A 19,365-nucleotide genomic window follows, 5' to 3' on the forward strand; every position below is an offset into this window, starting at 1 on the left:
CCGTTTACGATATATCTAACCTATCTTATCATAATTGTGCTGTTAAACGACACTTTTAGCATGATAAAAGTGCGAAAACATAGTTTTACATATTACATTATAATTAAAAAAACTCACTTAACCAAACGGCTAAGTAAGTCGAAGAATATAAATTATGTAAGGAAAAAGCGCAATATTGCCATTGTAACAACGCCTGCAACAACCGTTTTCGAAAGACTTTTCGTAAGTAATGCAACAGCTAAAGTCGGAATAAATGCACCAACATTCATCCAATCGACGACAACAAGTTTGTTACCCTTTTCAAAAAAACCTTCAATAATAAGCGCAGATAATATACACACCGGAATATATGCAAGCCAACGGAGTACAATGTCTGGCATTTTCATATTTTTCACTAACACAAATGGTAATATCCTTGGTATCCACGTTACGAGTGCACATCCTAAAATTAACAATACCATTGCTATAGAAGTTGTCATTTTTCAGCTGCCACCCCAATCGTTGCAACAACTAATGTGGACAATAATACCGCTAAATGCCCTGGCATCCAATAGAGCATACCGTACATACTAATAATCATGATGACAATAAGCTTTAAATAATGCATAAGCTTTTGACGAGGAATACTTTCAAGTGTTAAAACGAGCAAAGCAATAAACATAGCGACAAGCGCATAATCTAAGCCCCATTGCTCCGGATTAGGTAACCACTGCCCAATAATACCACCAATCGTACAGGCTGCAATCCATGTCGTATAGGCGGTAATATTTAACCCATCCATCCATTTTCCACCAAGGCGCCCTTCTTTTGCTGCTGTTACGACTGAAACACCAAACGTTTCATCAGTTAGTAATGTGCCAAAGCCGATATTCCGTAAAGTCGAGTACTTTGTAAAGTACGGGGCAATCGTTAATGACATGAGTAAATGACGTAAATTCACAATGAATATTGTGACGATTACAGCTGTAACGGGGGCTCCTGCTAAATAGAGCCCACAAAAAATAAATTGTGCCGAACCTGCATACACAAGCACTGACAATAAAAATACTTCAAACACTGAAATGCCCGAAGCAATTCCTACGACACCAAATGCCACCCCGATACTTATATAGCCTAATAAAGTCGGAATACAATCCTTCACGCCCTGCAGAAAAGTATTTTGTGTTATGACTTTTTCTTGAGCCTGCATCAATTTAATATCCCCCTAAAAATTTATTAATTCAGAAAATAAAAAAAGTTAGAAAGAACGCCATTGTCAAATTGACAACAGCGCCCTTAATATTATACGTAATAGTTTTCTACCACTTCTGCACAACGTTTACATAAAGTCGAATGCGCTTCAGAAGTACCTACAGTTTGTGAAATTGTCCAGCAACGTTCACATTTTTCACCGTCGGCTTTTTCAACAACTAAAGTTGTTTTATCTAATACTAGCCCTTCAGCTGGTGCTTCCTCTTTACTACCTGCAATAACAAATTGAGAGACAATTGAAAGCTGAGCGAAATCAATATTCGCATCATTTAACAATTCCACTGTTTCGCTATCTGCATAAACTGAAATTTTCGCTTCTAATGACTTACCAATTGTTTTCGCATTACGCGCTTCTTCTAACGCTTTTAAAACTTCGTTACGAACAGCAATGATTTTAGACCATTTTGTACGTAATTCAGCAAAGTTTGCCTTTTCATCAACCTCTGGGAAGTCTGTCAATTGAACAGAAGCTGATTTACCTTCAAATTCAACATATCCCCACAGCTCTTCTGTCGTATGCGGAATGATTGGTGTTAATACTTTTAATAGTGCCATTAATGTATCATACATAACCGTTTGCATAGCACGGCGATCTTTATTATCAAAGCCTTCAATATAAACAACGTCTTTTGCGATATCAAGGTAGAATGAAGAAAGTTCGATTGCTACAAAGTTATTTACCGTTGTATATACTGTTGAGAAGTCATAGCGATCATATGCTGCACGTACCGCTTTAACAACATCTTGCAAGCGCATATACATGTATTGATCCATTTCACGTAAATCTTCGTATGCTACACGATCTGTTTCTGGATTAAAGTCCGATACGTTACCGTGTAAGAAACGTAATGTATTACGTACTTTACGGTATGTTTCAGATACTTGCTTTAACATATCCATAGAAATACGAACGTCACCTGTATAATCAACTGACGCTACCCACATACGTAAAATATCTGCGCCATATTGGTCCATTACTTTTAATGGATCGATTGTATTCCCAAGTGATTTTGACATTTTGCGTCCTTCACCATCTAATACGAACCCGTGCGTCAACAAGCCTTTGTATGGTGCATATCCGTTAATTGCTACAGAAGTAATTAATGATGAGTTAAACCATCCACGATGTTGGTCAGAACCCTCTAAATAAAGATCTGCAGGATATTTCATACCGCGTTCCACTAATACACCTTGGTGAGATGAACCAGAGTCGAACCATACGTCCATAATGTCATTTTCTTTTGTAAATTCACCGTTTGGACTTCCAGGATGCGTAAAGCCATCAGGTAATAAATCTTTTGCTTCTTTTTGGAACCAAATATTTGAACCATGCTCACGGAATAATTTTGAAACATGAGCAATTGTTTCTGGTGTAATGATTGGTTCTTCGTTTTCTGCATAGAAGATTGGGATTGGTACACCCCATGCACGTTGACGGGAAATTACCCAATCTCCTCGGTCACGAATCATATTGTAAAGACGTGTTTCTCCCCATGCAGGTGTAAATTCAGTCGCTTTTACTGCATCTAATAATTCACTTCGGAACATATCTACCGAAGCGAACCATTGTGGTGTTGCACGGTAAATAACTGGCTTTTTCGTACGCCAGTCATGCGGGTATGAGTGTGTAAAGAAGTTTAATTTTTCTAGTGCATCTACTTCTTTTAGTTTTTCCGTTACGATTTTATTCGCATCATCGTAGAAGATTCCTTCAAAGCCCGGTGCTTCAGATGTATAGCAACCACGATTATCTACTGGAGAAAGTACTTGTAAGCCATATTCACGACCAATATTAAAGTCGTCTTCACCGTGTCCTGGGGCTGTGTGTACACATCCTGTACCTGCATCTGCAGTAACATGCTCACCAACCATTACTAATGATTCACGATCATAGAATGGGTGTAGCGCTACGATACGGTCTAATTCTTTACCGTTAATTTTTTGAACAACTTCATAACTTTCCCAGCCAATTGCATTTGCAACATTTTCAAGTAACGCTTCTGCGATAATGAATTTTTTCTCCCCAACTGCTACAACTACATATTCCAATTCAGGAGATACGGAAATCCCTAAGTTTGCAGGTAATGTCCACGGCGTTGTTGTCCAGATAATGAATTTTGCATCTTCAGGAACAACACCTTTTGCATCTTTAATTGCAAATGATACATAAATTGATGCTGATTTTACATCTTTGTATTCAATTTCCGCTTCTGCTAGTGCAGATTCAGATGATGGTGACCAATAAACTGGCTTTAAACCTTTATAGATATAGCCTTTTTCCGCCATTTTTCCAAATACTTCGATTTGGCGTGCTTCAAATTCTGGTTTTAAAGTGATGTATGGGTTTGCCCAGTCACCACGTACACCTAAGCGTTGGAATTGTGCACTTTGATTAGCTACTTGCTCATAAGCATACTTTTCACATAGCTCACGGAATTCTGCAACTGACATTTCTTTACGCTTTACGCCTTTATTTGTTAATGCTTGCTCAATCGGTAAACCATGTGTGTCCCAACCTGGAACATAATCAACAGAATAACCAGTCATTGATTTATGACGGTTAATCATATCTTTAAGTACTTTGTTTAATGCGTGACCTGTGTGAATGTCTCCATTTGCATATGGAGGGCCATCATGTAATAAAAAATGTGGACGGTCCTTTGTGCGCTCTAAAACTAATTTGTTAATGTCCATTTCATTCCATTGCGCTTGAATTTGCGGTTCTTTTGTTGGTAAACCACCGCGCATTGGGAAATCTGTTTTCGGCATTAATAACGTATCTTTATACTCTACCATTGTTAAAAGCCTCCTAAATATTTTTGAATGCAAAAAGCCCCTCAATCCCTCATAAAAAGGGACGAGGAGCATGACTCTCGTGGTACCACCCTAATTTCACAATTCTAAAGAATTGCCTCATTAGACACTATAACGTCGTGTAAAACGAAATAGCTTACTTCATTCAGCCATTTAGCTCAGGAGTGATTTTCCATTTTGATTGCTTCGTTCGAGCTTTCACCACCCTCGAATCGCTTCACCACAACTCAAAATTTACTGTCTCCATCTTTGCTTATATGCAAGTTGCATCCTATTCATTATTTTTCAGTATAGAAAAAAGGTGCACAAACTGTCAAGTATGTTTCCTTAATAAGTTGGATTCTTCAGTTGACGAATCGAGGCAATCCTCTGAACGATTTTGATTTTGAATTTCTGTAATATCTACATCATATTCAAGTAAGTGTTCCCAATCATCTGTATTTAATAAATCTAATTGCGCTTCAACTAACATTTTGAAACGGTTTCGGAATACTTTTGATTGTTTCTTTAATTCATCAATTTCAATAGTTACTTTACGCGCTTTCGTTAAAGCATCATTGATAATTCGATCAGCATTTTTCTCAGCTTCTTTTACAATTAATTTTGCTTCTTTTTGAGAGTTACGGCGTACTTCATCAGCTGCCTCTTGAGCTACGACGATTGATTTTTGAAGTGTCTCTTCAAGTGAATTGTAATGATTCATATGATCAGACATCGTTTTCACTTTTTCTTCTAACTCTTTCTTTTCGCGTAATAGAATTTCATAATCTTTAATAATTTGATCTAAAAACTCGTTTACCTCGTCTTCTGCGTAACCACGGAATCCACGAGTAAATTCTTTGTTATGTATATCAAGAGGTGATAATGGCATATCGTTCTACTCTCCTTTGCATCAATTATCTTTAATTGTTATTATAATCGTTTCTAACTTGAATAACATCCTATTTTAATAAAAATTACTTGATATTTATGCTTTTTGCTCTAAACGTCCTACCTGTAGTCGTATTTTATCTTTTTTTGTTCGTCCTTCGGTCATAATCACCTTTAAGCGTCCAAAACCTCTTGCCGAAATGATATCACCCTCTTGTAACTCAAAAGCAACGGCTTCACGTACAGTCCAGTTTACTTTAACTTTCCCAGCATTTATTAAATTTTGTGATTTCTGTCTGGATATGTTGGCAACAGTTCCCAGTACTACATCTAATCGCATTGATGAAACGGTGTAAGAACTTTCATTCCACTGCTCTTCATTTTGAATAAGTGGCATTGTACCATTTACTTCCTCGACATGTACTTTCGCCTTTCCAATACTTATTAAATTCGCACGAACATAATCAGCAATTTCTGTTGCAATAGCAAATTGGATTGTATGCTCTGATAACCGTATATCTCCAAATTTACTACGATCAATACCGACTGATAATAATGCGCCTAAAACATCTGGATGACGGAGCTGAATAAATTTTGATGGGTAGCTAATGGTATAAATAGCAATTTGAAAATCTTCTTCAGAGGGCTGTAAATAGGACGGTGCAATTAGCATTCGTTTTCTTTCAGGTTGCTCAAATACACCTTCAGTAAAGACATTTAAGTCATCTGACTGATTAATAATTGATTCAACAATAAAACGCTGTCTCGGATCTAAAAAATCAGTTAATTTTGGCGCGTAGCGGTCTTCTACTTCACGCTGCCATCCCATTACTTGTTCGATAAAAGGCTGTTCATCTTTTCGGAAATGTTGAATTAAATGCTCCACAACTACCCCTACCACCTTCGTTCAAAATATATACTTAGTATTCCACATTCTCATAGCCTTAAACTATGCCATGTAAAGGCAAAACAAACACATTTCTACTAATAAAATAATATACGTCCCTATAATAAAGAAAACCCCCACATACGCAGGGGAAATCGCTAATATAAGAAAAATCTTAGTACACTATAAACTCCACTCTCAATGAAGTATAGTACAAATAGACCGACAATTGGTGAAATATCTATCATGCCAATCGGTGGGATAAACTTACGGAAAAACCCTAAATACGGTTCACATACTGTTTCTAAAAAGCGACCAACTGGTGATTCTTGCAGCGCTGGTACCCAAGACATTAATATGTAACCAATTAGCATAAATCGATAAACGAGAAATGCTGTTCCTATCAGTGATACGATCATAAATTGTTTTACCTCACTATTTTAAATTACTCGAAAGTTAAATTAGAAATTTCACCAGATACTTCTACATTTTCTGGTGTACATAAAAAGATATCATTTCCAATTCGTTGAATGTCTCCACCTAAAGCATACACTGTTCCGCTTAAAAAATCGATAATTCGCTTCCCTTGATCACGGTCAATTCGTTGTAAATTGACAACCGTTGCTCGCTTATTTTTTAAATGCTCAGCTATATCTTGTGCCTCTGCATAAACACGAGGTTCAATTAAGACAAGTTTTGAATTTTTTGAAGACGTAGCAGCTTGTAAACTTACAACATTATTTTGCACCGATACTTCATTTCGCGGTTGCTGAACTTTTCGTTCTTTTTTCATACGATTGTGAATAACTTGTTGTTGCTGCATTTGCTCATAGTTTTGAGCAGGCACGGCTTTGGGAGCAGCATGTTGTGTTGTTTGTGCTGGAGCTTGATAATCTTCCTCTGCTTCTTCTAAATAAAAGAACTTATCGAAAATATTTTTTATGCTCATAGTAAATCCTCCTTAACCAACAAGAGCTGTTCCAATTCTTACAAACGTTGCACCCTCTTCAACAGCAATTTCATAATCATTGGACATGCCCATTGATAATTCTTTACAAGGTACATTTGGAATGTTTAATTGTTGAACTTCCTGTTGCAACTGTTTTAAATCCTGAAATACGCGTCGTATGATTGATTCATCTTCAGAAAAAGGTGCCATTGTCATTAAACCAATTACTTCGATTTTTGAAAATTGCTCTAGCTGTTTCACAAAATCAAGCGCTTGCTCTTTTGTCAAACCATGTTTAGATTCTTCTCCGGAAACATTTACTTGAACGAAACATTTCACAGTTTTTGAAGCTCTTTTTTCAATTTCTTCTGCTAAACTTAAACGATCTAAAGAATGTAAATAATCAATATGATCAATTACTTGCTTAACTTTACGCGTTTGTAGCGAACCAATATAGTGCCAAGCTACTTCAGACTGAATCGATTGCAGTTTTACTTGTAATCCTTCTGGACGATTTTCACCTAGGTGAATAAGTCCTGCTTCAATTGCCTCATTTGTGCGTAGAACATCTACTTCTTTAGTAACCGCAATAATTTTTACATCTTGCTGGCGCATTGCACGCTGTTTTGCTTGTTCTATTTTGTTTTGGATATTTTCTAAGTTATTTACGATTTTCGCCACTTTTTTCCCAACTTTACAACAATAGTTTCTTTCATTGTATCAAGGGAGTCTATAATTTTCAATGAATAGCGCGACCTATTCCTCTCCAGTATTTACAAGTATGACATCTTTTCCAACTGTGAGAATATTACTAAAGGCAATCTTTCTAATAGCTTCTTCCCCTTGAAATAAGTGGTAAAACTTTTTAGGTGTAGAAATAATGAATGCTAATATAACTCCTTCCTTTTCGCAAACTTCCGCATCTACGATATAACCAATAAATTTCCCACTTGAGGCTTCGATAATTTCCTTTTCCTGAACAGACGTAAAGCGCATGCCCGCATCCTTCCTTCAATGTATTGAAAAGGGACGGCCCACAACACTTGGACTGTCCCACACTTTACCTTATTCCCTTCAAGACTTAACGAAAATCTCGTTTCATCATTTCAACAGCGCTTTTTTCTAACCTTGAAATTTGTGCTTGTGAAATTCCTAAAGATTGCGCAATTTCTGATTGCGTTTCTCCATAATAAAAACGTTTAGTTATTATCATCCTTTGTCGTACATCTAGTTTTTTCATACTTTCTTGCAATGAAATTGTGCCAACCCAATGTTCTTCTGTTATTTTGTCTTTCAATTGGTCGATCATATAAATTGCGTCGCCACCATCTGAAAAGATTGGTTCTTGTAATGATACTGGATCTTGAATTGCATCAAGAGCAAATAGCACATCTTCTTTTTTCATTTCAATTGCTTTTGCAAGTTGTTCGATTGTAGGTTCTACTAAATTTTCGACAATGAATTTTTCTCTTGCCTGCATCGCCTTATAGGCAATATCTCGTAATGAGCGAGACACGCGCAATGAATGATGGTCTCGTAAATGACGACGTATTTCTCCCATAATCATTGGTACCGCATATGTTGAAAAACGGACATTATGTTTAAGATCAAAATTATCGATCGCTTTCAATAATCCAATGCAACCAACTTGAAACAGATCATCTGCTTGCTCTCCTCTATATGCATATCTTCCGACAATGCTAAGTACTAAACGTAAATTACAAAACACTAATTCTTCTCGAACATATTCTTCTCCCTGCTGTAACCGTATAAAAAGCTCTTTCATTTCATCAGGTTTTAATATAGGTAATGTAGATGTATCAACACCGCAAAGCTCTACTTTTGTACGCATTCGCTTTCACCTTCCGAACTTCTATAATCTCTTTCTTTAGAGTCAGTTTGTCCGGAAAATTTTTAGCTATGCGAGCCAATTTTAGCCAGTGCTATGCAATTGGTTCATTTAAAAATTCACGTAAATCTAAAATAATTTTCTTTTCTAATCGTGAAATATATGACTGTGAAATACCTAAATGATCTGCTACTTCTTTTTGTGTCATTTCCTCTTTACCATTTAATCCAAAACGGCATTCCATAATGTATTTTTCTCTAGGCGTTAATTGATTAATTGCCATAAACATATGCTGTCTTTCTAGTTTGCGCTCTACATCTAATGTAATAATATGTTCCTCGGTTCCTAAAATGTCAGATAATAACAACTCATTACCATCTGCATCAGAATTAAGTGGCTCATCAAATGACACTTCACCTTTCATTCGACTTGTTTTTCGTAGGTGCATCAATATTTCATTTTCAATGCAGCGTGATGCGTATGTCGCTAATTTAATATTTTTTTCTAAATTGAATGTTTCAATTGCTTTAATTAACCCAATTGAGCCAATACTAATTAAATCTTCAATAGGAGTTCCTGTATTATCGAATCTTCTTGCGATATACACTACTAAGCGTAAATTCCGCTCTATTAGCATATCTCTGGCATGTAAATCTCCATTCATAAAAGCTTCTACTACGACAACTTCTTCTTCACGAGTTAATGGAATAGGCAATGAATCATGTCCTCCTATATAGTATGTCCCTTTTTTAAAATAGTTGTGAATGATATTCAAAATAAAGTTTTTTATTTTTTGAAGCAATACCGATCCTCCCTTATGAATTAATAAGAACAATGACATGTGCAATCATTTGAGCATTCTGCGGAAAAAGTGCATCGTTTTTAGTGAATACGACATAATGATTCGAAAAGGTTTGTTCATTTATTCGAATATTAGCGCGAAAGGCAGGTACAAGCGTGGTACGTTGTTGCACAGTTGTTAGCGGAATAATTCGAATGATTTTTTTAAGTTCTTTTGGAAACATTTCTAAAGAAAGTGGTTCATGTTCTGACCACTGTAATAAACTTTCTTGAAATTCGGTTTGGAGCTGATTTTTTACTGCCTTATAAGATATAAAATGAACCGGAGATTGACTTAATGGCTCAATACATTCATTTCCCGTATCAATATAGGCAAGTAATTGTAAAGTATCGTTCGAAAGTTGAATTTCACAATGCGTGACATATTGATTTTGAATCGCTCGTTGTATTTTTAACAGCCAGCCTTTCTTTACCAGTATGAAACTAATACATACTATGCAACTACAGAGCAGAATATAAACTAAAAATGAGTCACTCCATAAATAGGATTGAACCGCAGTTAATAATCCTCCTGCTAAAAATGTCGCGATCACTAACCAACTTCCTTGTTGAATAAAGCTCCGCCATTGAAATGAAAAAGCTAGACCAATCAATACGATAAAACTTAAAAATGTCATTACAACATTGCCATAAAAAATAATGGCAATAAGCGCACTACAAATAGCACTCAAAATCATTCGCCAAGTTGGTATTGATTTATTTGTGACTGCTTGTGTAAAGCGAAGTAAAACAACATTCAATAAAACATTAAATAAAAATATCCATTCCGCAAACATGCATTGTCCTCCTATATCAAAACTAGCATTTTGCTTCGTAAAAAAATGTCAAATAGAAGGAGCAATTCAAATAATTTCTTAGACACATTCTTTTTAATTTCCAATTAATTCGACAAAAGGGCGTGTCCCAGTTTCAAAATACGCTATAGCATTTTCTAGTTCGACCATTGCCACAATTGTTATTATGCACCCCCTAATACACTTACAATTTATATAATAATTAGTAATTTTAGGTTCAAATATTGAGGAATGTTAATACTTAACACTATTGTCATTATAAAAATGACATTTATTTAAGTTGCTGGATTGTATCCTTTGCTTGAATACGGAATAACGCAAAAAAAAGCCAACCTATCTATTTACAAAGATAGGTTGACCTTCTAATAATTTATTAGATTAACGATTACGACGGTTGCGTAAAAATGTCGGAATGTCTAATGCTTCCTCTTGTTGATAATTCCCTTGCGTTTGTTGACGTGGTGCTTCTTGATGAATCGTTTCCTGAACTCGAGGTTGAACAGGTTGTTGTGGTGCAGCATGAGTAGCAGCTTGTTGACGAGCACCAAGAGATGGTCGAATTGGCTGAGGTTTTACCGCGATAAAATCATCTGAGAAACCTGTTGCGATAACTGTAACGATAATTTCATCATTTAAATTATCATTAATTACCGAACCGAAAATCATGTTTACTTCTTCATCTGATGCTAATTGAACAATATCCGCAGCTTCTTGTACTTCAAATAAGCTTAAGTTTGTCCCACCAGTAATGTTCATAATGACACCTTTTGCTCCATCGATTGAAGTTTCTAACAGTGGAGAAGATATCGCTTTTTTCGCGGCCTCTACAGCACGATTTTCACCAGAAGCAATACCAATTCCCATTAATGCTGAGCCTTTGTCGGACATAATTGTTTTTACATCGGCAAAGTCAAGATTAATTAGTCCTGGCGTAGCGATTAAATCAGAAATACCTTGTACACCTTGACGTAATACATTATCTGCTTCACGGAACGCTTCTAGCATTGGCGTAGATTTGTCTACAATCTGTAAAAGTTTATCGTTTGGAATAACAATTAGCGTATCAACAGCATCTTTCATAGATGTAATACCACCAATTGCTTGTGTTTGACGCTTACGTCCTTCAAATGTAAACGGACGTGTGACAACGCCTACTGTTAAAGCACCTAAGTCACGTGCAATTGAAGCGATAACGGGTGCTGCACCTGTTCCGGTACCACCGCCCATACCAGCAGTAACGAAAACCATATCTGCCCCGCGTAATACTTCTTCAAGCTGTTCACGGCTTTCTTCTGCTGCCTTTTTACCTACTTCAGGATTTGCGCCAGCACCTAGTCCACGTGTTAATTTTCCACCAATTTGTAATTTAAATTCAGCTTTTGATAAATTTAAAGCTTGTGCGTCTGTATTAACTGCAATAAAGTCAACACCTTGTACGCCATGCTCAATCATTCGGTTTACAGCGTTATTACCGCCACCACCAACGCCGATTACTTTAATAACCGCCAGTTGGTCCATACCCGTTTCAAATTCTAACATATGATTCTCCTCCTACTAGTCGTCATTCAATTTTCGTTTAATCGAAAAATTTATTTAATAAGTTTTTAGCGCGATTAATTACACTTACTTTATTGCCGCTTTCTACTCTTTCCGGCGCATTCGCTTGTTTTTTAGAAGGAGTTTGTTGAGCAGGGTATGGTGCATAAGAAGTAATTGTAGTCGGCTCACTTCTACCATAAAAATCATCATCTGCATTCGCATAACGAATTAACCCTACCGACGTAGTAAATGCTGGCTCACGAACACCAATATAATCAGGTGTATAAATTCGAACACGCGTTAACATAACTTGGCGAGCCAGTTGAGCAATTCCTTCAAGTTGAGCTACCCCACCTGAAATGACAATACCACCTGGTAAATCTTGAATACCCATTCGAGCTAATTCGTCTAATACTAATTCAAATAATTCTTCTAAACGAACACCGATAATTTCAGCAATATAGCGTTGGCTATATTGATCTGTTGTATCTGTCCCTACTACTGGTACTTCGAATAATTGTTCATCCGAAGCATCTTCATAAAAGGCATGTCCGTATTGTTTTTTTATTTTTTCAGCTTGCTCCGTCGGTGTTTTTAAAACAATAGATATATCTTTTGTTATGTGATCTCCACCAACAGGAATTACGGCCGTATGCGTTAGTAATCCTTCATGGAAAACAGCAACTGTAGTAGAACCTCCACCTAAATCAATATAAGCAGTTCCTTGGTTCTTTTCATCTTCTGTTAGTGCAAATGTTCCTGCTGCTAATGGTTGTAAATAGATTTCACGAATTTGTAAGCCTGCACGTTCTACACATCGTAATACATTATGTACAAGCGTCTTTGAAGTGGTAATCATTGTTGCGTCCATCTCTAAACGTATGCCAATCATTCCACGTGGATCTTTTATTTCGTCAAGGTTGTCCACTATAAATTGTTTAGGTATTAAGTTTACTAACTCTCGCTCTGGTGGAATCGACATTACTTGTGCAGAATCGATTACACGAGCTAAATCCTCGTCGGTAATTTCGCGATCTTCACCGTTTACAGCAACAACACCTTTAACTGACTGTAAATATGTTTGATTCGCAGGTACACCAAGTACCACTTCTTCTATTTTTATACCAGTCATTCTCTCTGCTTGTTCTACTGCTTTTTTTATGGATTGTACGGTTGCATCTATATCTACAATTGCACCTTTACGAACACCCGTTGATTTCACATGACCTACACCAATAACGTGCAATTGATCATCGCTCATTTCTCCGATCAAGACCTTAATAGAAGATGACCCGATATCAAGAGAAACATATATTTCTTGATGATTCAATTTACTGCACCTCCTTCGATTACTCCTATATTTCATTCTATTGTAAATTTAAGAGATTGTCTAAGTAAAACAATAATTGTAATGATATTTTAACCCTATTGTTACGAGTTTTCACCCTTTTTTAATCGTCTGTTATCCAATTTTGTTAATATAATCCTACGAATTACTGCGATATTTTGAAACAATCTTACTCCGAATGCAAAAATTGCTGCTAAATATAAATCCACACCAATATGAACACCTAAAAAAGCGAGTCCTGCTGCTAAAATTATATTAAAGAAAAAGCCTGAAATAAATACTTTATCATCATAGACTTGTTGTAATTGAGCTCTTATTCCACCTACCATCGTATCGAGTGCTGCAAGTACGGCAATAGATAAATAATTTTCATAAACAGTTGGAATTTGAATATCCGTTAAAATGCCTAATAGTACACCAAATACCAATCCTAATAGTGGCAACCACATATTCGCATCCCCTTCTTATTTTTCGTCTATATATTTACTTTTGTGTAGTGATACTGTCGAATTAATTCGAATGTTTCGTTTTGCATCTTGAATCGTTAGCATTAGATTATCAATATAAAATTCATCTTGAAATGTTGAGGCCAGCAAATGGTTTCGAAGCCTTTCAGCCTGTTCTTGTGTTTGTGTAATTACATTAATTTGAATATTTGTTTTATCAATAGCTTCACTATTTATTGTTGTTTTTCCATTAATATCACGAATCGCAGAATTATATGTTAAGCGCTTGTCATCAATTTCAATGGCTTGGGCGTTATAACGATACAAATCGTTCACAAGTCGAATTAATAGATCTGGTGAAATAGGTTTTATTTCATATCCAAACTGCTGCAATTCTAGTGAAGGTTCAATTGTTAATGTTATCCCCGGACCGCTAATTGGCAATAATCCAGCTTGTTTTTTTAAATCATTTACAGTCTCTTGCAATAAAAGTTCTGGGTTATTAAACTCAGCATCTTCATATTTATCAACCGTCTCCGTTAAATCGTTGATCGATGATAATAACTCTGAATGGCGTGACTTTTCTAAAGATAACTCTTGACGTATTTCCCAAATATCTTGCGTATTTCGTTCGGTTGGATTTTGTACTGTATTGTATTGAACAGCTAGCATAAAACCAATGATGAACGATATAATGGTAATATTACGATACATTTTTTTCGTCATCATGTGTTCCTCCGAATCATTTCCTTACTCTTCAATAATTGATTGCATTTGAATTGCATTACTTTTCTCTAATGTGACAATGATCTGCTCATTTAGTAATTGATCAAAAATACCGCCGCTAATTTCTAACGATGAAATGAGCACATCTTGATCGCCAACTGCCTCAACGACAAATGGTGCTGGATACTGCACACCATCAATCGTAATAACTGGACCATTACAGCTAATATAAGAATTTGTCTTTAAGCGTTGGCCATTTATAGCAATTGCTTCTGCTCCAGCAATTTTCAATTCATTGAGCACTTTAAAAATATGGCTTTCGTGCACGATATAATCATTCGGGTTTGTTGAAGTTGGATCATAGTCTCTATCTTCTAACGTAACTTTAATCCCTTGTCCCTCACCAGATGAATAGCCTAATAACAGACGAAGCTGCTCGGCATCTGCAATATTTTGCTCATATTGATCCTCGTTTGATGAAAATTCTTTTTCATACGTACGAATTTTTTTTTCTAATGCAGCAAGCTCCTCTGCTAGCTCTTTATTACGTTCTTTTTGAGCAATTAGATCTTCCAAATATTTATTTTCTTGATCTATATGCGGGGAAGCTGTACTTAACGTCCGTTTGTCCTTCGTCAAATTATAGGAAATACCTATAATAAATCCTGTGATTATACATACAATGAGAAGTACGATATATTTGCGAGAAAAGGGAAAATTTTTATTACTCGGATGATTGTTCTTGCGGTTCATCTTGTTGTTCATCACTTTGTTCTTCCCCCTTTAAATTTTCTCCTTCAGTCGTTAAATCTAAAGAGTATTCATCAGAGAATGATCGATAATATGAACCAACTTCAATATTAACAATTCCCTTTTCATAAGTTTCATCGCTTTCTATTTGAGCAATTATTGATGGATAGTAGTTTAGTTTTTCAGCTAATGTATTGGCATCAGCACGCACTTCATACCCATCATTCATGTAGAGCGTAATCGCATATGGATCTGCTTCAGTTGGATTTGCTGTAATTTGTGAAATAAGTGACAGCACCTCTGGCTTCAAATCAGCCAATTGCTTTAGTAATTTTTTTCTTAACGCCTCATCTTCAAAATTAAGAAATATCGGTGCCTCAATTGGCACAAGCTCGGTTGATTCATCAAATATGACACCATTGTCTAACATTGGATAGAATGTGCCATCTTTAGAAATGTATGCAACTTTATGCCATTCCTCAATATTAATTTGAACATGATTAAACAGTTGGCGTTTTACTTCAACTGATTTTACCCATTCGCTTTCACCTATTAGCGCTTCAACTTCCTCTACTTTAAAGCCCCACATGGAATCATTTATTTGTAACTTCGATTGTCCAATGTAAAACTCCTCATTTTTTAATTTCGCACCTTGAACATCAATTTTACTAATATCACTATAAGAAGATTGAAAATAAAGAAGTAATAAAATGATGAATAAAAATATAGTAATTAAAGCGAGAAATTTAAAATTTGTTCGCCGTTTTCTACGTTTTTTCATTGCGGGTACGCGTTCTGTTATGTCGATTATTTTTTCCATCATTTATACTCCTTTCTTCATTCATCAGAAAAATTTAATATTAATGCCACTGTCAGCCATACAACTAACAATGACGTCCCTCCATAACTTATAAAGGGTAGTGTTACTCCAGTAACAGGAAGTAAACTAATGACAACTCCTATGTTAAGAAATGCTTGCACTGCAATCATCGAGGTTAATGCACAAATAACATAAAAGTGAAATACTTTATTGCAATTTAATGCTAATTTATAGCCGAAAACTAAAAAGCACGCAAAAATAAGCAGCAGTCCCATACCACCAACGAGTCCAACTTCCTCTAAAATGATTGAAAAAATAAAATCGTTTTGTGGTTCAGGCAAATATAAATATTTTTGTCTACTTTTTAATAATCCATGACCGAATAATCCTGCTGGCCCTATCGCAAGTAATGACTGTACGGCCTGAAAGCCACTACCTAACGGATCTGCCCAAGGGTTAATAAAAGCTTCAATTCGTTTCAATCGATACGGAGCAGCAGCAATTAAACCTACTAAACTCACAATACCGGTGAAAATAAATATTACATATAATTTAATTGGGTACTGTGCGATAAAGAATAACAGTAACGCCGAAACTAATAAAATAAATACTGCACCAAAATCAGGCTGAAGCATAATCAGAAATGAAGGAAGAAATAGGACAACTAAATGTGACCATTTTACAATTCGTTGACCAGCCTTATGTTCTGATAATAAAACACTTAAATAGATTAACGTCGATAATTTCGCTAGCTCTGCTGGTTGGATTGTTAACGATCCGACTCCAATCCAACTTTGTGAACCATTTCGAACAATACCTATTCCCGGTATTAAAACAGCAATTAATAATAGAAGGGATAGAATATAGAAAGCCCGCCAAATATGAGGCTTTTTTAGCCCCTTTACATTCATGAGCACGAAGCAACTAACGAGCGCTAATCCAAAATAAATACCTTGCTTAATATAGAAGGGAGTTTGTCCATCGTAATGGACAAGACTCCAATACGTTCCAGCGGAATAAATAAACACAATTCCGACTAGTGATAAAATAAACGCACTTAGAAAAAACATTCGTCTATATTGCTGCGACAGTGTAACTATCCTTTCTTATGAAAGTTTCATAACACGATCAATAAATAGGTCGCCTCGGATTTCAAAGCTTGTATGCTGATCCCAACTTGCACATGCAGGTGATAATAAAATAACATCACCAACGTCTGATAATTTTGCTGCATAGCCTACAGCGTCCTCTACATCAATCGCACGCACAATATTTGTAATACCGCACGATTTTGCAAACTCAATAAAGCGTAATGCGGTCTCTCCAAATGCAACGACCGCTTTAACTGTTTTCATTTCTTCTCTTAACTCTTCAAATGAATGTCCACGATCTAAACCACCGGCTAGAAGGACAATTGGTTGACTAAATGCTGCTAGGGCACTTTTCGTCGCTAATACGTTTGTTGCTTTTGAGTCGTTATATATTTTTCTCCCTTGCCATTCACGGACAAATTGTGTACGGTGACGAACACCAGCAAATGTCGATAAAATTTGTTTAATGGCATCGATTGGGCAATTTTGTAAAAGGGATGCAGCAACTGCACATAATATATTTTCTAAATTATGTTTACCTGGTAATACGATTTCGCTACGATTTAAAATCGCTTCACCTTGCCAATAAATATTTTCATCATCCGCACTTATTCCTTGCTGTGCTTTTCCTTTAGTCGAAAAAGGGATAAGTTGTGCATTTGATTGCTCTGCATACCCCCTCACTACTTCTTGATCCGCATTGTAAATAAAGTAATCTTCATTCGTTTGATTTCGCGTTACACCAAATTTTGCCTCCGCATATTCTTCAAACGTACCATGATAGTCTAAATGTGCTTCATACAAATTTGTCAAAATGGCAATCTTCGGTTTAAATGTACGAGTTCCCATTAATTGGAACGATGACAATTCCGTTACAATAATTTGATCTTTTGTTGCTTCTGCAGCAACACCACACGCAACGGTACCAATATTTCCGGCAATTAACGGCTGCTTTTTTGCCGCTTCTAGCATTTCAAATACCAACGTTGTCGTAGTTGTTTTACCATTTGAGCCTGTAATACCGATAAACGGTGCCTCACTTACTAAATAAGCAAGCTCCATTTCAGTAATAACAGGGATGCTTTTTTCCAACGCGTCTGCAATAATTGGATTTGAATATGGAATTCCTGGATTTTTCACTACTAATTCAAAGCCCTCATCTAATAAATCTTCTGGATGACGTCCACAAATAACTGTGATGCCTTTTGATAAAAGCTCCTGTGCTTCAGGATTTGCATCAAAAGGCTTCGCATCATTTACTGTTACAAATGCCCCTAACTTATGCAGCAATTCTGCCGCCGCTACACCACTTCTTGCTAAACCTAACACTAATACTTTTTTAGACTGTAAACCTTCATATTCAATCATAATAACGCCTCCGCTAATACTGCTATAAGTGCTACAATACATCCAGTTGACCAAAATACGATAACTACTTTCCATTCTGACCAACCTGATAGTTCAAAGTGATGATGAATTGGGCTCATTTTAAAAATACGTTTTTTTCGAAGCTTAAAGCTACCGACTTGTAAAATAACCGATAACGTTTCAATAACGAAAACTAAGCCTATTAATAATAATAGAAACTCTTGCTTTACTAGAACAGAAATCATAGCTAAAGCACCACCTAAAGCTAATGAACCTGTATCACCCATAAATACTTTCGCAGGGTTTGCATTGAAAATTAAAAACCCTAATAACGCGCCTGTTACAGCAAAGGCGAATAATGCAATGTCCGCCTGTTCATTAAATAATGCGATAACACCAAAAGCAGCAAAAGCAATCGAGGCAGTTCCTGATACAAGCCCGTCAAGTCCGTCTGTTAAGTTAACTGCATTTGAAAATCCAACTAACCAAAAAATTAAAAATGCCACATAAAATATCCCTAAATCAACTGACAAGTCCGTATAAGGAATACCTACTGTTGTATCAAAAGATCCTAAACGTAATAATAAAAATGCAGCAATAGAAATGGCAATTTGCCCGATTAATTTTTGAATTGATGTTAATCCTAAATTACGTTTAAATATTACTTTTAATCCGTCATCTAAAAATCCGATAACCCCAAATCCAACTAAAACAAGTAATAGTACAACTGTTTGCGTTGTTAACAATTCAAAAACGAGTGCGACAACAATCGTCGATACAATAATCGCCAGTAAGAAAATTAAACCACCCATTGTTGGTGTACCAGCTTTTTTCATATGCGATTGTGGGCCCTCTTCACGAATGCTTTGACCAAACTTTAATCTTCGAAGCATCGGAATGCCGATTGGTGCTAAAATGACCGTTAGTAAAAATGAAGATACAAGTATGGTCAATGTTGTTGATAATGTCATAATAAATCTCCTTTAAATCTTCTGTCTGTAGA

Annotated in this window: 21 protein-coding genes and 1 other annotated feature; all 21 genes read right to left on the reverse strand. The window is 36.1% G+C overall.

Annotated features, from left to right (window positions below; translation table 11 throughout):
• Positions 1 to 152: 152 nt before the first annotated feature.
• The 21 genes from MKZ17_RS15585 to mraY all read right to left on the reverse strand — a co-directional run bounded on the left by MKZ17_RS15585 (position 153) and on the right by mraY (position 19,333).
• Entirely contained in the window at positions 153 to 479 is a 327-nt protein-coding gene (locus MKZ17_RS15585) for an AzlD domain-containing protein (RefSeq protein WP_340724648.1), read from the reverse strand.
• The gene (locus tag MKZ17_RS15590) at positions 476 to 1,189 is read right to left on the reverse strand and encodes an AzlC family ABC transporter permease (RefSeq protein WP_340725569.1); all 714 of its coding nucleotides are present in this window, start codon (positions 1,187 to 1,189) and stop codon (positions 476 to 478) included. The genes MKZ17_RS15585 and MKZ17_RS15590 overlap by 4 nt, the downstream gene beginning before the upstream one ends.
• Positions 1,190 to 1,281: 92 nt before the next feature.
• Positions 1,282 to 4,047, reverse strand: coding sequence for an isoleucine--tRNA ligase (gene ileS / locus MKZ17_RS15595; RefSeq protein ID WP_340724649.1), 2,766 nt, complete (start codon positions 4,045 to 4,047; stop codon positions 1,282 to 1,284).
• Between the two features lie 54 nt (positions 4,048 to 4,101).
• Positions 4,102 to 4,324: a binding site (T-box leader), on the reverse strand.
• Between the two features lie 54 nt (positions 4,325 to 4,378).
• On the reverse strand, positions 4,379 to 4,936 hold the full coding sequence (locus MKZ17_RS15600) for a DivIVA domain-containing protein (protein WP_340724651.1): 558 nt from the start codon (positions 4,934 to 4,936) through the stop codon (positions 4,379 to 4,381).
• 96 nt (positions 4,937 to 5,032) lie between these two features.
• Positions 5,033 to 5,821 (reverse strand): YlmH family RNA-binding protein, encoded by a 789-nt coding sequence (locus MKZ17_RS15605; RefSeq protein ID WP_340724652.1) that lies wholly within the window; start codon positions 5,819 to 5,821, stop codon positions 5,033 to 5,035.
• Positions 5,822 to 5,979: 158 nt separating this feature from the next.
• Positions 5,980 to 6,240 (reverse strand): YggT family protein, encoded by a 261-nt coding sequence (locus tag MKZ17_RS15610; protein ID WP_340724653.1) that lies wholly within the window; start codon positions 6,238 to 6,240, stop codon positions 5,980 to 5,982.
• A gap of 26 nt (positions 6,241 to 6,266) precedes the next feature.
• The gene (locus MKZ17_RS15615) at positions 6,267 to 6,770 is read right to left on the reverse strand and encodes a cell division protein SepF (RefSeq protein ID WP_340724654.1); all 504 of its coding nucleotides are present in this window, start codon (positions 6,768 to 6,770) and stop codon (positions 6,267 to 6,269) included.
• A gap of 12 nt (positions 6,771 to 6,782) precedes the next feature.
• The gene (locus MKZ17_RS15620) at positions 6,783 to 7,451 is read right to left on the reverse strand and encodes a YggS family pyridoxal phosphate-dependent enzyme (RefSeq protein ID WP_340724655.1); all 669 of its coding nucleotides are present in this window, start codon (positions 7,449 to 7,451) and stop codon (positions 6,783 to 6,785) included.
• A 75-nt stretch (positions 7,452 to 7,526) separates the two neighbouring features.
• On the reverse strand, positions 7,527 to 7,766 hold the full coding sequence (locus MKZ17_RS15625; RefSeq protein WP_340724657.1) for a PRC-barrel domain-containing protein: 240 nt from the start codon (positions 7,764 to 7,766) through the stop codon (positions 7,527 to 7,529).
• A gap of 85 nt (positions 7,767 to 7,851) precedes the next feature.
• Entirely contained in the window at positions 7,852 to 8,622 is a 771-nt protein-coding gene (gene sigG / locus MKZ17_RS15630; RefSeq protein ID WP_340724659.1) for an RNA polymerase sporulation sigma factor SigG, read from the reverse strand.
• 91 nt (positions 8,623 to 8,713) lie between these two features.
• Positions 8,714 to 9,421, reverse strand: a complete 708-nt coding sequence (gene sigE, locus MKZ17_RS15635; RefSeq protein WP_340724660.1) for an RNA polymerase sporulation sigma factor SigE — start codon at positions 9,419 to 9,421, stop codon at positions 8,714 to 8,716.
• A gap of 13 nt (positions 9,422 to 9,434) precedes the next feature.
• Complete coding sequence (locus MKZ17_RS15640) at positions 9,435 to 10,256, reverse strand: sigma-E processing peptidase SpoIIGA (protein WP_340724661.1); 822 nt, start codon at positions 10,254 to 10,256, stop codon at positions 9,435 to 9,437.
• 396 nt (positions 10,257 to 10,652) lie between these two features.
• Positions 10,653 to 11,813 (reverse strand): cell division protein FtsZ, encoded by a 1,161-nt coding sequence (gene ftsZ / locus MKZ17_RS15645; protein WP_340724662.1) that lies wholly within the window; start codon positions 11,811 to 11,813, stop codon positions 10,653 to 10,655.
• Positions 11,814 to 11,850: 37 nt separating this feature from the next.
• On the reverse strand, positions 11,851 to 13,143 hold the full coding sequence (gene ftsA / locus MKZ17_RS15650; RefSeq protein WP_340724663.1) for a cell division protein FtsA: 1,293 nt from the start codon (positions 13,141 to 13,143) through the stop codon (positions 11,851 to 11,853).
• A gap of 101 nt (positions 13,144 to 13,244) precedes the next feature.
• Entirely contained in the window at positions 13,245 to 13,610 is a 366-nt protein-coding gene (locus MKZ17_RS15655; RefSeq protein WP_340724664.1) for a small basic family protein, read from the reverse strand.
• Positions 13,611 to 13,625: 15 nt separating this feature from the next.
• Positions 13,626 to 14,333, reverse strand: coding sequence for a DUF881 domain-containing protein (locus MKZ17_RS15660; protein WP_340724665.1), 708 nt, complete (start codon positions 14,331 to 14,333; stop codon positions 13,626 to 13,628).
• A 24-nt stretch (positions 14,334 to 14,357) separates the two neighbouring features.
• On the reverse strand, positions 14,358 to 15,098 hold the full coding sequence (locus MKZ17_RS15665) for a DUF881 domain-containing protein (RefSeq protein ID WP_340725570.1): 741 nt from the start codon (positions 15,096 to 15,098) through the stop codon (positions 14,358 to 14,360).
• The gene (locus tag MKZ17_RS15670; protein ID WP_340724666.1) at positions 15,058 to 15,903 is read right to left on the reverse strand and encodes a cell division protein FtsQ/DivIB; all 846 of its coding nucleotides are present in this window, start codon (positions 15,901 to 15,903) and stop codon (positions 15,058 to 15,060) included. The genes MKZ17_RS15665 and MKZ17_RS15670 overlap by 41 nt, the downstream gene beginning before the upstream one ends.
• A 17-nt stretch (positions 15,904 to 15,920) precedes the next feature.
• On the reverse strand, positions 15,921 to 16,973 hold the full coding sequence (locus tag MKZ17_RS15675; RefSeq protein WP_340724667.1) for an FtsW/RodA/SpoVE family cell cycle protein: 1,053 nt from the start codon (positions 16,971 to 16,973) through the stop codon (positions 15,921 to 15,923).
• A 36-nt stretch (positions 16,974 to 17,009) separates the two neighbouring features.
• Positions 17,010 to 18,362, reverse strand: a complete 1,353-nt coding sequence (murD, locus tag MKZ17_RS15680; protein WP_340724668.1) for a UDP-N-acetylmuramoyl-L-alanine--D-glutamate ligase — start codon at positions 18,360 to 18,362, stop codon at positions 17,010 to 17,012.
• Positions 18,359 to 19,333: a phospho-N-acetylmuramoyl-pentapeptide-transferase gene (gene mraY, locus MKZ17_RS15685; protein ID WP_340724669.1), complete on the reverse strand. Its 975-nt coding sequence runs from the start codon at positions 19,331 to 19,333 to the stop codon at positions 18,359 to 18,361. Before mraY ends, murD begins: the two co-directional genes overlap by 4 nt.
• Positions 19,334 to 19,365: the final 32 nt, after the last annotated feature.

The sequence above is a fragment of the Solibacillus sp. FSL R7-0682 genome, assembly GCF_038005985.1.
Taxonomy (GTDB): domain Bacteria; phylum Bacillota; class Bacilli; order Bacillales_A; family Planococcaceae; genus Solibacillus.

What these genes read in the sequence shown, in the direction of transcription:
- sigG (WP_340724659.1), bottom strand. Translation starts at nt 8,622, where the DNA reads ATGCGTACAAAAGTAGAGCTTTGCGGTGTTGATACATCTACATTACCT.
- MKZ17_RS15655 (WP_340724664.1), bottom strand. Translation starts at nt 13,610, where the DNA reads ATGTGGTTGCCACTATTAGGATTGGTATTTGGTGTACTATTAGGCATT.
- MKZ17_RS15600 (WP_340724651.1), bottom strand. Translation starts at nt 4,936, where the DNA reads ATGCCATTATCACCTCTTGATATACATAACAAAGAATTTACTCGTGGA.
- MKZ17_RS15675 (WP_340724667.1), bottom strand. Translation starts at nt 16,973, where the DNA reads ATGTTTTTTCTAAGTGCGTTTATTTTATCACTAGTCGGAATTGTGTTT.
- mraY (WP_340724669.1), bottom strand. Translation starts at nt 19,333, where the DNA reads ATGACATTATCAACAACATTGACCATACTTGTATCTTCATTTTTACTA.
- MKZ17_RS15615 (WP_340724654.1), bottom strand. Translation starts at nt 6,770, where the DNA reads ATGAGCATAAAAAATATTTTCGATAAGTTCTTTTATTTAGAAGAAGCA.
- murD (WP_340724668.1), bottom strand. Translation starts at nt 18,362, where the DNA reads ATGATTGAATATGAAGGTTTACAGTCTAAAAAAGTATTAGTGTTAGGT.
- MKZ17_RS15610 (WP_340724653.1), bottom strand. Translation starts at nt 6,240, where the DNA reads ATGATCGTATCACTGATAGGAACAGCATTTCTCGTTTATCGATTTATG.
- ftsZ (WP_340724662.1), bottom strand. Translation starts at nt 11,813, where the DNA reads ATGTTAGAATTTGAAACGGGTATGGACCAACTGGCGGTTATTAAAGTA.
- MKZ17_RS15665 (WP_340725570.1), bottom strand. Translation starts at nt 15,098, where the DNA reads ATGAACAACAAGATGAACCGCAAGAACAATCATCCGAGTAATAAAAAT.
- MKZ17_RS15585 (WP_340724648.1), bottom strand. Translation starts at nt 479, where the DNA reads ATGACAACTTCTATAGCAATGGTATTGTTAATTTTAGGATGTGCACTC.
- MKZ17_RS15640 (WP_340724661.1), bottom strand. Translation starts at nt 10,256, where the DNA reads ATGTTTGCGGAATGGATATTTTTATTTAATGTTTTATTGAATGTTGTT.
- MKZ17_RS15590 (WP_340725569.1), bottom strand. Translation starts at nt 1,189, where the DNA reads ATGCAGGCTCAAGAAAAAGTCATAACACAAAATACTTTTCTGCAGGGC.
- ileS (WP_340724649.1), bottom strand. Translation starts at nt 4,047, where the DNA reads ATGGTAGAGTATAAAGATACGTTATTAATGCCGAAAACAGATTTCCCA.
- MKZ17_RS15670 (WP_340724666.1), bottom strand. Translation starts at nt 15,903, where the DNA reads ATGGAAAAAATAATCGACATAACAGAACGCGTACCCGCAATGAAAAAA.
- MKZ17_RS15625 (WP_340724657.1), bottom strand. Translation starts at nt 7,766, where the DNA reads ATGCGCTTTACGTCTGTTCAGGAAAAGGAAATTATCGAAGCCTCAAGT.
- MKZ17_RS15660 (WP_340724665.1), bottom strand. Translation starts at nt 14,333, where the DNA reads ATGACGAAAAAAATGTATCGTAATATTACCATTATATCGTTCATCATT.